Source organism: Streptomyces sp. NPDC039465, from assembly GCF_055639315.1.
This window is the reverse complement of sequence record NZ_JBVKAP010000008.1, coordinates 309,111-322,505: the sequence shown is the minus strand read 5'-3', so window position 1 is coordinate 322,505 and position 13,395 is coordinate 309,111. Positions and strand designations below refer to the sequence as shown.

14 protein-coding genes are annotated in these 13,395 nt (G+C 72.6%); 8 read left to right on the top strand and 6 right to left on the bottom strand.

Annotation, left to right across the window (positions count from 1 at the left end; all coding sequences use genetic code 11):
• The first annotated feature begins 452 nt into the window (after nucleotides 1–452).
• A complete protein-coding gene (locus tag ACZ7LT_RS26695) occupies nucleotides 453–1,955 on the top strand; it encodes a glutamate-cysteine ligase family protein (RefSeq protein WP_471238629.1) in 1,503 nt (500 codons plus the stop codon).
• A gap of 134 nt (nucleotides 1,956–2,089) precedes the next feature.
• Complete coding sequence (locus ACZ7LT_RS26690) at nucleotides 2,090–2,890, top strand: CPBP family intramembrane glutamic endopeptidase (RefSeq protein ID WP_471238659.1); 801 nt, start codon at nucleotides 2,090–2,092, stop codon at nucleotides 2,888–2,890.
• Between the two features lie 83 nt (nucleotides 2,891–2,973).
• On the opposite strand, the gene ACZ7LT_RS26685 is transcribed toward ACZ7LT_RS26690, so the two are convergent.
• Nucleotides 2,974–3,783, bottom strand: a complete 810-nt coding sequence (locus tag ACZ7LT_RS26685; RefSeq protein WP_471238628.1) for a PhzF family phenazine biosynthesis protein — start codon at nucleotides 3,781–3,783, stop codon at nucleotides 2,974–2,976.
• Between the two features lie 157 nt (nucleotides 3,784–3,940).
• Here ACZ7LT_RS26685 and ACZ7LT_RS26680 point away from each other — a divergent pair, with 157 nt between their 5' ends.
• Nucleotides 3,941–4,555: a PadR family transcriptional regulator gene (locus ACZ7LT_RS26680; protein ID WP_471238627.1), complete on the top strand. Its 615-nt coding sequence runs from the start codon at nucleotides 3,941–3,943 to the stop codon at nucleotides 4,553–4,555.
• 92 nt (nucleotides 4,556–4,647) lie between these two features.
• Here ACZ7LT_RS26680 and ACZ7LT_RS26675 read toward each other — a convergent pair whose 3' ends face one another.
• Nucleotides 4,648–5,076 carry a type II toxin-antitoxin system Rv0910 family toxin gene (locus ACZ7LT_RS26675; RefSeq protein ID WP_471238626.1) on the bottom strand — a complete coding sequence of 143 codons (429 nt, stop codon included), beginning with the start codon at nucleotides 5,074–5,076 and terminating at the stop codon, nucleotides 4,648–4,650.
• Nucleotides 5,077–5,374: 298 nt separating this feature from the next.
• Between ACZ7LT_RS26675 and ACZ7LT_RS26670 the strand changes: the two genes are divergently transcribed.
• From ACZ7LT_RS26670 to ACZ7LT_RS26660, 3 genes are all read left to right on the top strand, one after another.
• Nucleotides 5,375–5,908: a Clp protease N-terminal domain-containing protein gene (locus ACZ7LT_RS26670; RefSeq protein ID WP_471238625.1), complete on the top strand. Its 534-nt coding sequence runs from the start codon at nucleotides 5,375–5,377 to the stop codon at nucleotides 5,906–5,908.
• Nucleotides 5,909–5,949: 41 nt separating this feature from the next.
• Entirely contained in the window at nucleotides 5,950–6,945 is a 996-nt protein-coding gene (locus tag ACZ7LT_RS26665; protein WP_471238624.1) for an EamA family transporter, read from the top strand.
• A 166-nt stretch (nucleotides 6,946–7,111) separates the two neighbouring features.
• Nucleotides 7,112–8,074, top strand: coding sequence for a DMT family transporter (locus ACZ7LT_RS26660; protein WP_471238623.1), 963 nt, complete (start codon nucleotides 7,112–7,114; stop codon nucleotides 8,072–8,074).
• A 40-nt stretch (nucleotides 8,075–8,114) separates the two neighbouring features.
• Here the strand turns inward: ACZ7LT_RS26660 and ACZ7LT_RS26655 are convergent, their stop codons facing one another.
• The gene (locus tag ACZ7LT_RS26655) at nucleotides 8,115–8,759 is read right to left on the bottom strand and encodes an FMN-binding negative transcriptional regulator (protein WP_471238622.1); all 645 of its coding nucleotides are present in this window, start codon (nucleotides 8,757–8,759) and stop codon (nucleotides 8,115–8,117) included.
• 6 nt (nucleotides 8,760–8,765) lie between these two features.
• Nucleotides 8,766–9,443: a pyridoxamine 5'-phosphate oxidase family protein gene (locus ACZ7LT_RS26650; protein ID WP_471238621.1), complete on the bottom strand. Its 678-nt coding sequence runs from the start codon at nucleotides 9,441–9,443 to the stop codon at nucleotides 8,766–8,768.
• A gap of 35 nt (nucleotides 9,444–9,478) precedes the next feature.
• Here ACZ7LT_RS26650 and ACZ7LT_RS26645 point away from each other — a divergent pair, with 35 nt between their 5' ends.
• Complete coding sequence (locus tag ACZ7LT_RS26645; protein ID WP_471238620.1) at nucleotides 9,479–10,810, top strand: aminotransferase class I/II-fold pyridoxal phosphate-dependent enzyme; 1,332 nt, start codon at nucleotides 9,479–9,481, stop codon at nucleotides 10,808–10,810.
• On the opposite strand, the gene ACZ7LT_RS26640 is transcribed toward ACZ7LT_RS26645, so the two are convergent.
• Nucleotides 10,801–11,769 (bottom strand): DMT family transporter, encoded by a 969-nt coding sequence (locus ACZ7LT_RS26640; RefSeq protein WP_471238619.1) that lies wholly within the window; start codon nucleotides 11,767–11,769, stop codon nucleotides 10,801–10,803. The genes ACZ7LT_RS26645 and ACZ7LT_RS26640 overlap by 10 nt on opposite strands.
• 74 nt (nucleotides 11,770–11,843) lie before the next feature.
• On the opposite strand from ACZ7LT_RS26640, the gene ACZ7LT_RS26635 reads away from it, so the two are divergent.
• Nucleotides 11,844–12,755 (top strand): LysR family transcriptional regulator, encoded by a 912-nt coding sequence (locus ACZ7LT_RS26635; protein WP_471238618.1) that lies wholly within the window; start codon nucleotides 11,844–11,846, stop codon nucleotides 12,753–12,755.
• A 52-nt stretch (nucleotides 12,756–12,807) separates the two neighbouring features.
• Here the strand turns inward: ACZ7LT_RS26635 and ACZ7LT_RS26630 are convergent, their stop codons facing one another.
• Nucleotides 12,808–13,293 carry a pyridoxamine 5'-phosphate oxidase family protein gene (locus ACZ7LT_RS26630; protein WP_471238617.1) on the bottom strand — a complete coding sequence of 162 codons (486 nt, stop codon included), beginning with the start codon at nucleotides 13,291–13,293 and terminating at the stop codon, nucleotides 12,808–12,810.
• Nucleotides 13,294–13,395 lie beyond the last annotated feature (102 nt).

Sequence of the window (13,395 nt, the reverse complement as noted above, 5' to 3'; positions counted from 1 at the left end):
ACGCTGTCAGCGCGGGGCCAGAGGGGGCCAGAAGGCCGTGGCCGGGCGCCAACTCTCTGCCTCGTTCGCGGAGTTTATACGACGCGTGTTCACGCAGTGTTTCTGCTACCGGCCCCCGGTATTGCCGCCAAGGCAGAATTCGGCCTTTGATTTGCGGCATTTCGATGGATTTTGCGTCGGCGCACGTCTTTGACCTGCACGGTAATCCCCGCTACGACGGCCGGATCCCGTCGGCGAATCGACCGTGCCGTCGCGACGGAATGTGCCCCGCGCATCCCGTCCGGCGAATGGGCCGCCGGAATGGGCCCATGGAATGTGCCGTACGGCTCATGTTCTCAGCCTACCGTTCGGCCGGTCCGCGTGCGGGCGTTATGGATCAGTCCGGCTGGGCATTATCGACCGTGACGCGAGCGGCCGAGCCGCGGGCTGCCCACTCGAGGAGGGACGCTCCGATGGGGGAGAAGATCGTGGCAGGCGGGTTCGACCTGTCCGATCGGCAGAGATACCGGCGCAAGCTCCAACAGTGCCTGACGGGGCTGGGGAGGCTCCTGGCGGAGAAGAGGTTCGACCGGCCCAAGAACATGATGGGCCTGGAGATCGAGCTGAATCTCGCCGGTGGAGACGGCATGCCCCGGATGATGAATGCCGAGGTGCTCGACCGCATAGCGAGCAAGGATTTCCAGACCGAGCTCGGAATGTTCAACCTGGAAGTGAACATCGCGCCGCACCGCCTCGGCGGCCGGGTATTCGACCGGCTCGCCGAGGAGTTGCGTACGGGTTTGGGATATGCCCACCGCAAGGCCCAAGAGGTCGACGCGGGCATCGTCATGATCGGTATTCTGCCGACGCTCACCCCCCAGGATCTGGTCTCCGCGAACCTCTCCGAGGTCGACCGCTACATGCTGCTCAACGACCAGATCGTGGCCGCCCGCGGGGAGGACTTCACCCTCGACATCCACGGCGTGGAGCGGCTGACCTGCACGGCGACGTCGATAGCGCCCGAAGCGGCCTGTACGTCCGTGCAGTTGCACCTCCAGGTCACCCCGGCCCGCTTCGCCGCCGTGTGGAACGCCGCGCAGGCGGTGGCTGCCGTGCAGATCGCGGTGGGCGCCAACTCGCCCTTCCTCTTCGGCCGGGAGCTGTGGCGCGAGTCCCGGCCGCCCCTCTTCCAGCAGGCCACCGACACCCGTCCGCCCGAGCTCCAGGCCCAGGGGGTGCGGCCGCGCACCTGGTTCGGGGAGCGGTGGGTGGACTCGGCGTACGAGCTGTTCGAGGAGAATCTGCGCTTCTTCCCCGCGCTGCTGCCGATCTGCGACGAGGAGGATCCGCTGCGCGTCCTCGACGACGGGGGAGTGCCCCGGCTCCAGGAGCTGGCGCTGCACAACGGCACGGTCTACCGCTGGAACCGGCCCGTGTACGGACTCACCGACGGCGTCCCGCATCTGCGCGTGGAGAACCGCGTGCTGCCCGCCGGCCCCACCGTCACCGACGTCGTCGCCAACGCCGCCTTCTACTACGGACTCGTGCGCGCGCTCGCCGAGGAGCCGCGCCCGGTGTGGAAACGGCTCACCTTCCAGGAGGCCGAGGCCAACTTCGACACCGCCTGCCGCCACGGCATCGACGCGGAGCTGCGCTGGCCGCGCCCCGGCCGCTCGGGCGGCATCACCGCCGTGCCCGCCGTGAAGCTCGTACGGGACGAACTCCTGCCGCTCGCCGCGGCCGGCCTCGACGCCTGGGGCATCGAACCGGCCGACCGGGACGCGTATCTCGGTGTCATCGAGGAGCGCTGCCGGCGGCGGGTGAACGGAGCCTCCTGGCAGGTCGACACCTACCACCGCGGCCTGGAGGCGGGGCTCGGGCGGGAGGAGGCGCTCGCGGTGACCACCCGGCGCTACGCGGAGCTGATGCGCCGCGGCGAGCCGGTGCACGCCTGGCCGTCCGGGCTCGGAGACTGAGGAGCGCCACCAGCGCGCCGGCGGCCCCGATCCACGTCCGGCACGCGGCGGGCGACCTCGCCCTCGGCGCTGCCGTGGGACCCGGCCGTGCCCGTCGCCGTGGCATCGGGCAAGCTGTGACATCCCAGAACGGTGTGCAGCAGGAGGCAGGGCGCGTGGCCGACACTCTTCCCCACGAGGGCCTCTCACGGGGGATCCTGCGGTCCGAGACCATGATCGTGCTGGCGCTCTCGCTCGGCGCGAGCGCGGTGTCGTCGCTGATCAGCTTTATCGGGGCGCTGACCAAGCCCGGCGGGCTCAAGGACCAGGCCGCGATGCTCAACAGCTCGTACGCGCCGGGACGGCCATGGCTCGACCTGGCGTGGCAGCTGTTCGGCATCGCGACCGCGCTCGTGCCCGTCGTGCTCGTGGCGCATCTGCTGACCCGGGAGGGTCCTGGCCTGCGGGCCATCGGCTTCGACCGGACGCGGCCCTGGCCCGATCTCGGACGCGGGGCGCTGGTGGCGGCCGCCATCGGCAGCGCGGGGCTCGCCTTCTACCTTCTCGCGCGGGCCGCCGGCTTCAACCTGACGGTGGTGCCCGAGTCGCTGCCCGATGTGTGGTGGAAGTACCCGGTGCTCATCCTGTCGGCGGTGCAGAACTCCGTACTGGAGGAGGTCCTCGTCGTCGGCTATCTGCTGCGCAGGCTCGGGCAGTTGGGGTGGACGCCGATGGCCGCGCTGGTGGCGAGCTCGGTGCTGCGTGGCTCGTACCACCTGTACCAGGGCATCGGCGGCTTCATCGGCAACATGGTGATGGGCGCGGTGTTCGTGCTTCTCTACCGCCGGTGGGGGCGGGTCGGCCCGCTGGTCGCGGCGCACGCGCTGCTCGACATCGTGGCCTTCGTCGGATACGGCCTGCTGGCCGGAAAGGTGGGCTGGTTGCCCACCCCGTGAGACCCACCCCGTGAACCGGGGCGGCTGAAGGGAACAGGGGCGTACGGCCGGTGCCGTACGCCCCTTCGTGCTGTCCGGGCCGGTCAGACGAGGAGGTCGCCCTCGATCACCGTCACCGCCCGGCCGGTGAGCAGGGTCCGCTCGCCGCGCAGGGTCGTACGGACCAGGCCCGTACGGGCGCCGCCCTGCAGGCCGGTGAGCTCGTCGCGGCCGAGGCGGGCTGACCAGAACGGGGCGAGGGCGGTGTGCGCGCTGCCCGTGACCGGGTCCTCGTCGATGCCGACGCCGGGGAAGAAGCCGCGTGAGACGAAGTCGTAGCCGCGCGAGGGGTCGTCGGCCGCGGCGGTGGCGATGATGCCCCGGTCCGACAGGGACACCAGCGCCCGCGCGTCCGGCTCCAGGGACCGTACGGCCTGCTCGTCGGCGAGTTCGACGATCAGGTCGCCGATGTGCGTGCCGGTGTCGTGGACCGAGACGGGCTTGGCGCCGAGCGCCTCGGCGAGTCCGGCGGGGGCTGTCACAGGGATGAGCGGCGAGGTCGGGAAGTCCATCGTGATCGCGCCGTCCTCGGCGGCGGTCGCGCGCAGGATGCCGCAGCGGGCCGTGAAGCGGATGGTGCCGCTCGCGCGGCCGGTGGTGTGCAGGACGTGCGCCGTGGCGAGGGTGGCGTGGCCGCACATGTCGACCTCGGTGGTCGGCGTGAACCAGCGCAGGGCCCAGTCGGCCTCGCCGCCCCTGGGGAGGGGATGGGCGAAGGCGGTCTCCGAGAGGTTCACCTCGGCGGCGACCTTCTGGAGCCAGTGGTCCTCGGGGAAGCCGTCGAGGAGGAGAACCCCTGCCGGGTTGCCGGAGAAGGGGCGGTCGGTGAACGCGTCGACGATTCGAATCCGCATGGACGAGACCGTAGGCGGCCGGCGAAGCCGCGGGCCAAGGCCAATTCGTGACCACTGGACCGGTGGCCGGACGGCGCCGGTCAGGGTGTTGCTCGGAGAACGGTGCCGATATATCGTTGAAGCATCGCGACAGATCAACGATGGAAGGAGCGTAGCGATGCGTTCACAAGGACACGAGCATGAGCACGGCCGAGGGCACGGACACTGCGGACCCGGCCATCGCGGTTGGGCCGACGTCGAGGGGCGGCGTGCCGCCTTCGGTCCGTTCGGACCGGGGTTCGGGGGCGGCGGCCCCTGGGGCGGGCGTGGCCGCGGAGGCGGCGGTCGGGGCAGGGCGCGGCGCGGAGACGTGCGCGCCTCGATCCTGACGCTGCTGAAGGACCGTCCGATGCACGGTTACGAGATGATCCAGGAGATCGGCGAGCGCAGCGGCGGGGCCTGGAAGCCCAGCCCCGGCTCCGTCTACCCCACCCTCCAGCTGCTGGAGGACGAGGGCCTGATCACCAGCGCGAGCGAGGGCGGCAAGAAGCTGTTCACGCTCACCGACGCCGGGCGGGCCGAGGTCGAGGCGGGGCCCGACGCCCCGTGGGAGGAGGCCGGGCGCGGTGTCGACTGGGAGGCCCTGAACGAAGTCCGGCAGGCAGGTTTCGGCCTGATGGAGGCGTTCGGCCAGGTCTGGAAGACCGGCAGTGCCGAGCAGCGGCAGAAGGCCGTCGAGGTCATCAACGACGCCCGCAAGAAGCTGTACCTGATCCTGGCCGACGAGCACTGAGTCGAAGGCGAGCGCTGAGTCGGATCAGAACTCCCGGTCAGGGCAAGGGTCCCGTGGCATCCGTGCCACGGGACCCTTCCTGCCTCCGGAGTTCAGGCCACCAGCGCGCCGAGCCTGCGCAGCGACTCGTTGAGCGCCGCCGTGGCCGAGTCCTTGAGTTTGCCCGCCATAAGGGAGACCGCGGCGCCGGTGAACTCGCCGTCGATCCGCAGCGTCGTGGCGTCCCCGTCCGCCGTCAGCGAGTAGCGCGTACCGACACTGACACCCATCGGGCCCTTGCCGCGGATGGCCAGAACCCGCGCTGTCTCCAGCTCCTCGACCGTCCAGAGCACCTCGGCCGGGAAGCCCATCAGCTTCATGTTCTCCTCGAACGTGGCGCCGGGCTCCAGGGTGGCGGGACCCCCCTTGGGGAAGCTCGTGTGGGTGGCGTTCCACCGGTCGTACGAGGTGAAGTCGGTCAGCTGCGCCCAGACCTTCTCGGTCGGTGCCTCGATACGTGCCTCCGCGCTGACATCGGCCATGCGACCACTCCTCTTGTCGGACTCCGTGGCGCGGAACGTAGCCGGGGGCCGGTGAACATTCAATACTGATGGGCCGTCAGATCTGCTCGGTCCGGCCGGTCGTCGTCGAGTCGGCCGAGGGGGCGTGAGGCAAGGCGGCGCGCGCCCCTTCTGTCATTGCCTCGCAATCTCATCCGTAAGGATGAGGAAAGAACGCGCCATGCCCACCTCCCGTGGGATGGAGACATGGTTCCCGGCGGGGATGGTCATGGCCCGGCAGGGCTGATGGGATGGGACGGTGCAATTTCCCGTACCACGGGTGCCTCAGCCGCCCGCCGCATCCCGCGGAGCGATTGACGCCCGGCTCACCGTCGAGCTGAGCAAGCTCACCGTCGAACTCGCCTCGGTCGTCGCGGGCGCGCGCCGAAGGGCGCTGCGGGACGGGGACCGGCAGATCGACACCGCCCATCTGCTCCATTCACTGCTGGAGTGCGACCCGGCGGTCGGCGCGGCCTTCGACGGCCCCGGCCGGGTCGCCCGCGTCCTCGGCTACCTCGTCCAGCGCAGCATCGGGTACGGACTGCGCTGGCGGGGCGCCGTGGAGGACTCCGGGGTCGCCCCCCTCGTCGTACGCAAGAACCAGATGGCGGGCTGGTCGCCCTCCGCCGTGGCCGCCATGGCCCGGGCCCTGGACCGCGCCGCACAGCGCGGGGACGCCCGCGCCCACGGCCTCGACCTGCTGGCCGCCCTGGTCGCCGACCCGGACTGCCGGGCCGTGGAGGTCCTCGGCCGCGCGGGCGCCGATCCCTCCGCCCTGACCCTGCGGATCGCGGAGCTGTCTCAACAGGTGTAACGGGCCTTACGCACCTGACGTGCCGCTGGCATGATGGCCCGATGCACGCGTCTCAGGGGAGAAGCGCCGGCCTGGGACTCGCCCTGGCCTCGGCGTTCGCATTCGGTGGATCAGGTGTCGCGGCCAAGCCGCTGATCGAAGCGGGGCTCGACCCGCTGCATGTGGTGTGGCTACGGGTGGCCGGCGCCGCGCTCGTCATGCTGCCCGTCGCCTGGCGCCACCGCGACCTCCTGCGGCGCAAGCCCGCCCTCCTCGCCGGCTTCGGTCTCCTCGCCGTCGCCGGCGTCCAGGCCTGCTACTTCGCGGCGATCTCGCGGATCCCGGTCGGCGTTGCCCTGCTCATCGAATACCTCGCCCCCGCGCTCGTCCTCGGCTGGGTGCGGTTCGTCCAGCGCCGTCCCGTCACCCGCGCCGCCGCGCTCGGGGTGGTGCTCGCCGTCGGCGGGCTCGCCTGTGTCGTGCAGGTCTGGTCTGGGCTCACCTTCGACCTCCTTGGGCTGCTGCTCGCGCTGGCCGCCGCCTGCTGCCAGGTCGGCTACTTCGTCCTGTCCGACCAGGGCAGCGACGAGGCCGAACCCGCCGATCCGCTCGGCGTCATCGCGTACGGACTGCTCGTCGGCGCGCTCGTCCTGACCGTCGTGGCCCGGCCCTGGGGCATGGACTGGTCCGTCCTCGGCGGCACCGCCGAGCTGAACGGGACCGCCGCCCCGGCCTGGCTGCTGCTCGGCTGGATCGTGCTGATCGCGACCGTCGTCGCCTACGTCACCGGCGTCGTGTCGGTGCGCAGGCTCTCCCCGCAGGTCGCCGGAGTCGTGGCCTGCCTGGAGGCGGTCATCGCGACCGTGCTGGCGTGGGTGCTGCTCGGGGAGCACTTGGCGGCGCCGCAGATCATCGGTGGCGCGGTCGTCCTCGTCGGCGCGTTCATCGCCCAGTCCTCGACGCCGAAGGCGCCGTCCCGGCCGGTCGCCGGCTCGGAGCAGGCCGAGCACGAGGACCGGCCGGCCCCGGAGCGCACCTCCCTCCAGACCTCCAAGTAGGGTGACGATCATGCATTCGACCGTTCTTCCGCCGCCTGCCGCGTAACGCGGGCGGTACCTCTCCAGACGAAGACCCGGCTCGGGCCGCCATGGCCGCCGGGTGGACCGTCGCTGCCCGCACACGGAGCCGAGCGACCATCCACCTGTCTTCACACGGAGAAACCACGTGTCGAACTCCCCCCTGCCCACGGCGCTGCCCGTCGGGCGGAGCCTCTTCTACCTGATCGTCGCCGGAATCGCCTGGGGCACCGCCGGCGCGGCCGCCACCCTCGTCTTCCGGATCAGCGATCTCGGCCCCCTCGCGCTCTCCTTCTGGCGGTGCGTCGGCGGACTCGTCCTGCTCCTCGGCGCGCTCGCCCTGCGGCCCCGGCGGGCCGCAGCGCCGGTGGCTGAACCGCGCCGCCGCAAGCTGCTGCGGATCCTCGGGACGGGGATCGGGCTGACCGTCTTCCAGAGCGCGTACTTCGGCGCTGTGGAGGCCACCGGTCTCGCCGTGGGCACCGTCGTCACCCTCGGCGCCGGGCCCGTCCTCATCGCGCTCGGCGCCCGCCTGACGATGGGCGAGCAGATGGGCCGGGGCGGTGTCCTCGCCGTGGGCGGGGCCCTGGCCGGGCTCGCCGTGCTGGTGCTCGGGGGCGGCCAGGCCGAGGTACGCCCCTTCGGCGTGGCCCTGGCGGTGCTGTCCGCCGCCGGGTACGCGGCGATCACCCTGCTGACCCGGTGGCTCGGCCGTGACGGCGGTGGAGGGGACGCGCTGACCACCACGGTCTGGGCGTTCGTCATCGGCGCGGTCGGCCTGCTGCCGATGGCGGCGGCCGAGGGCCTCGTCCCGCACACCGACCACATGGGCACGGTGGTGGGCCTGTTGGTGTACGTGGCCGCCGTGCCGACGGCCCTCGCGTACGCCCTCTACTTCGCGGGCGCGGCCGTCGTCCGCGCCGCGACCGTCTCCGTGATCATGCTCCTGGAGCCGGTGAGCGCCGCGGTCCTCGCCGTCACCCTGCTCGGTGAGGAACTCACCGCGACCACCCTCGCCGGCACTCTCCTCCTGCTGACGGCGGTCACCGGCCTGGCGGCGGCCGAGGCGAGGGGCGCCGCGGCCCGCAGGCGCGCCGAGGCCCTCGCGTAGGCCGTCCCGCCGGGGCCGCGGGAGGTCCCGGGGCCCTCGCCTACGCCGTCGCGCGGCGGCGCAGCTGGTGGGCGAGGGCCGCCCGGTCGCGGGGGGCGTCACGCTCCTTCAGGCCGGCGGCCAGGCGGTCCTGGACCTCGGCCGGCTTGTGGTTGGCGTATTTGAACTTGGCCTGTACGTCCGTCACTTCGAGGCGCAGGCCCCGCAGGCCCGACAGCAGCCTGCCGTACGGGGCCTGCCCGACGGAGACCTCGGCCGAGCCGCCCTCCGGCTGGAAGTGGGACGTCTGGCGGTTCAGCAGAGCCGCCTTCTCGGCCGGGTCGTCGATCACGTGCGCGGTGCAGCGCAGTTGGACGGCCGCGTAGAACGAGGTGGGGACGCCGTGCTCGGGCGGAGCTGAGGGCGGCGCGGCCCACGGGCCCGGCACGAAGACGTAGTCGTCGACCACGCTGAGCAGGACGTCCGGGCACGCCTCCAGGGCCGGCCAGAGCGGGTTCGGCCGGGCCAGGTGGGCGATGACCCGGCCGTACGGGCCGGGCTCGGGGTCGTAGCGGAAGTGCAGCGGCTGCACCCACGGCGGCTCGCCGGGCAGGCCGTTCACGGCGAGCTGGCCGAAGTCGTGGGCGGCGAGCCAGCTCTGCCACTCGGCGGGGTCGTGGGCCGCGTCCCAGGGGTGGATGAGCATGGCGGGTCAGCCGAGCGCGGTGACGTACGCGGGCACGGAGACGGCCGGGTCCAGGTCGTCGGCCGGGACGGGGGTGCCGTAGCGGCGCGCCACCGGGACGACACCGGACCAGTACGGCAGGGCGAGGTCCTCGGGCTCGTCGTTGGGGCCGCCGGCGCGGACCTTCGCGGAGACCTCCTGGAGGTCCAGTCGCAGGACGGCCGTGGCCGCGAGCTCCTTGGCGTCGGCCGGGCGGGAGTCCAGCGCGCGGCCGGGGACGACATGGTCGACGAGCGCGTCGAGGGCGATGCGCCGCTCCTCGGGGTCGGTGACCTGGCGGGCGACGCCGTGCACCACGACGGAGCGGTAGTTGATCGAGTGGTGGAAGGCGGACCGGGCGAGCACCAGACCGTCCACGTGGGTGACCGTGAGGCACACCGCGAGGCCGGGCGCCTCCTCGCCGCCGCCCTGGCCGGCCATCCGCAGGGGGCGCGAACCGGTGGAGCCGTGGACGTACAGCCGCTCGCCGACCCGCCCGTAGAGCGTGGGCAGGACGACCGGCGCGCCGTCGCGGACGAAGCCGAGGTGGCAGACGTAGGCCTCGTCGAGGATCGCGTGGACCAGCTCGCGGTCGTACGAGGCGCGGTGCCGGGACCGGGTGGGAACGGTCCGGTCGGTCGGCTCGTAGCCGGATGCCTGCGACATTGCGTCCTCCATTGCACTAGTGCATAATCTCTTTTGTGCTAGGAGAGTATCGGATCGCCGGGCGGCGTGCATCGGAGATCGCTGCGAGCGTGGAGCAGGGCGTGGGCAGCGGAGCCCTTGCGCCGGGTCAACTGCTGCCGCCCATGAGGGAGTTGGCGACGGAGCTGGGGGTCAACCCCAATACCGTCGCCGCCGCCTACCGCACCCTGCGGGAGCGGGGGGTCATCGAGACCGCGGGCCGCCGCGGCAGCCGCGTACGCCCCGAGCCCGCCACCACCGCCCGAGGATCGCTCCGGGTCGACGCCCCGCCGGGCGTCAGGGACGCGGGGAAGGGCAACCCCGACGCCGCGCTGCTGCCGCCGCTCGCCGAGGCGTTCGCTGCGGCCGCCCGCCGCGCCGACGAACGCCCCGACCTCTACGGCCAGGCTCCCGTCGACGCCGGCTTCGCCCGGCTCGCCCGGGCCGCCCTGGACGCCGACGGCGTCCCCGACGGGCCCGTCGCCGTCACCTCCGGATCACTCGACGCCATCGAACGGGTCCTCGCCGCGCATCTGCGCCCGGGGGATGCCGTGGCCGTCGAGGACCCGGGCTGGGGCGGCCTGCTGGATCTCGTACCGGCCCTCGGCCTCAAGCCCGTCCCCGTCGAGATCGACGACGAAGGGCCCCTCGCCCACAGCATGGAGCGCGCGCTACGGGCCGGCGCGCGCGCCGTGGTCGTGACCGACCGCGCGCAGAACCCGACCGGCGCGGCGGTGAGCGCCGAGCGCGCGGCCGCCCTGCGCGCGCTGCTCGCCCGCCACCCCCGCACCCTGCTGATCGAGGACGACCACGGCCACGCCATCGTCGACCTCCCCCTCCACCCGCTCGCCGGCGGCACGGAGCACTGGGCGATGGTCCGCTCGGTCGCCAAGGCCTACGGACCGGACCTGCGGGTCGCCACCCTGACCGGCGACGCTGTCACCCTCGACCGGGTGCTGGGCCGCCAGCGGCTGGGACCGGGCTGGGTCAGCCGACTGCTCCAGCGGGCCGTCGCCCACCTCTGGGAGACCGGCGCCGTGGACGTCGTGGCCGTGGCCAGGTCCTACGGAGAGCGGCGCGACGCCCTCGTGCGGGCCCTGGCGGAGCGGGGCGTCGAGGCGCACGGGCGCAGCGGCATGAACGTATGGGTCCCGGTCGCCGACGAGACCGGGGCGGTCGCCCGGCTGCTGCAGGCAGGGTGGGCGGTCGCCCCCGGCGCCCGCTTCCGCATGGCCAGCCGCCCCGGAGTCCGGCTGACCGTCTCCGAGATGTCCGTACGGGACGTCGAAGAGGTCGCCGACGCGCTCGCCGCGGCCGCCGGGCCGGCCCCCGCGCTCAGCTACGGCTGATCCTCCCGGGCCCGCCGCCTCGGCCCGCGGCTCTGGGTGAGGGCCGCACCGGCCAGCACTATCAGCGCGCCGACGGGAGTGTTCCAGCCGAGGTGCTCGTCGAGGAGTGCCACGCCCGCGGCGGTCGCGATGACCGGGATGAAGTACGTGACCATCGAGGCCGTCGTCGGCCCGACCTCGGCGACCAGACCGTACTGGAGCAGTACCGCGACTCCGGTGCCGAGCGCCCCGAGCGCCACCACCGCGAGCAGCTCCACCATCGGGAACGATGTGGGGAAGCTGGTGAACAGCGGGGTGACGACGGCCAGTTGGAGCATGCCCAGGAAGAGCTGCGCACCGGTCAGGGACAGATGTGACTCGCTGCGCCCGGCCAGGGTGCGGCGGACGTAGATCCAGCCGACCGCGTAGCTGAGCGAGGCGAGCAGGGCCATCGCCGTCCCGCCCAGATCGAGTCCTGAGAAGCCCTGCCAGGCGCCGAGCACGGTCAGCACGCCCACGAAACCGATACCGAGACCGGCGGCCCGGCGGCGGGTCGGGCGGTCCTCGGAGAGGGCGACCATCGACAGGGCCATGCCCCACAGCGGGGTCGTGGCGTTGCAGATCCCCGCCAGGGTCGAGGGGATGGTCAGCTCGGCGTAGGCGAACAGGGAGAACGGCAGGGCGTTCAGGAAGAACGCGGCCACCGCCATATGGGCCCATGTGCGGGCGCCGCGCGGCAGCCGCGAGCGCTGGACGGCCATGGCGACGGCCAGCACCGTCGTACCGAAGAACAGCCGTCCGAAGGTGACTTGGAACGGGGCGTAGCCCTGCGTGCCGACCTTGATGAGCAGAAAGCTGAAGCCCCAGATCAGCGAGAGGACGGCGAAGCGGATCCGCCAGTCCACCGCGCGGCGGCGGGCGGGGGAGGAGAGGGCGGGAGGACGGGTCGGAGTGGCCCTGGCCGGGGCGACGCTGCTCATACCCGCCACGATGACGGACACGATCTCGTAGAACAAGCGAGTTTTCTTCGAGTACATCGCTTAGCATTGCTTACATGTTGAATCTGGAGCGCCTGCGGACCCTGGACGCCCTCGCCCGCCACGGCTCGGTGAGCGGCGCGGCGGACGGCCTGCACGTCACCACCTCGGCCGTCTCGCAGCAGCTGTCCAAGCTGGAGCGGGAGGTCGGGCAGCAGCTGCTGGCCAAGAACGGGCGGGGTGTGCGGCTCACCGACGCCGGACAGCTCCTCGCCGACCACGCCGCGCGGATCCTCTCCCAGGTCGAGATCGCCCAGTCCGACATCGAGGCGCAGCGCGGGCAGGTGGTGGGGGAGGTGCGGCTCGCCGCGTTCCCGACGGCGATGCGCGGCCTGTTCCCTGCGGCGGTCCCGGCCCTGCGGGTGAGCCATCCCGAGCTGCGCGTACGGACCCGGGAGCTGGAGCCGGAGGCCGGGATCCAGCACGTCCTGCGCGGCGACATGGACCTCGCGGTCGTCCTCGACTGGCACAACAAACGGCTGCCGGTGCCCGGCGGCCTCGCCCGGGCCCATCTGCTCGACGACACCGCGGACATCGCCATGCCGGTCGGACATCCGCTCGCCGACCGCGAGGAGCTGGACCTGGAGGAGCTCGCCGACGAGGACTGGGTGTCCTGGCCCGAGGGCGAATTCTGCTACGAGTGGCTGATGTTCACCCTCCGCTCCCAGGGCATCGAACCCCGCATCGCCCATCTCGCCGAGGAGCACCACACCCAGCTCGCGATGATCGCCGCCGGCCTCGGCGTCTGCATCACCCCCCGGCTGGGGCGCGGACCGGTCCCGGAGGGCGTGGTGTTCGTGCCCGTACGGCACAAGATGCGGCGGCACATCTACGCGGTGTGGCGCACCGACGCCGACCGGCGGCCGTCGATCAGGGCGGCTGTGCAGGCGCTGGCCGAGGCGGGCCAGGGCCTGTCGGCGCGGGACTGAGGCGGGCCAGACCCTGTCGGCGCGGGACTGAGGTGGCCGCGCCATGGCCTGGTCAGCCGTCGCCTCCGCCCCGGAGTGCGGCGAGCTTGCGGAAGTCCCAGGACGCGATCGCGTCGGGCGTCAGCCGGAGCCAGGCGTGCCGACCGTCGTGCGGCATGCTGGCCAGGCCGAAGTTCTTCCGGGCGAACAGCCGCTCCACCCCGTCCAGTTCCGGACAGGGCTCGCCCGTCCTCGGGGCCTCGCCGACGAAGACCGCGGTGCCCGACAGCTCCACCCCGCGCAGCTCGCCGTACTCCTCCCCGTCGTCCACCACGACCGCGATCCGCGGGTCGCGGCGCAGCTCGGCCCAGCGCCGGCTGCGCGTGATCGAGTACAGCCACAGCGAGGTGCCGTCCCAGGCGAACCACAGCGCGCTCACATGCGGGCGCCCGTCCGCGGCGACCGTCGCCACCCGGCAGGTGCGCTGCTCGGCGAGGAACGCGTCCCGCTCCTTCGGCGTCATCATGATCCGGCGGCCCCGGCGCTGTGCGACGGTCATCGGCCGTCCCCTTCCCGCAGTGCGGCAGAAGCTTTCTGACTATGCGTCAGAAAGCATGGGGGCTCTTCCCTCGCGGCGCAATGGTGGCTAGCCTCGCGCACC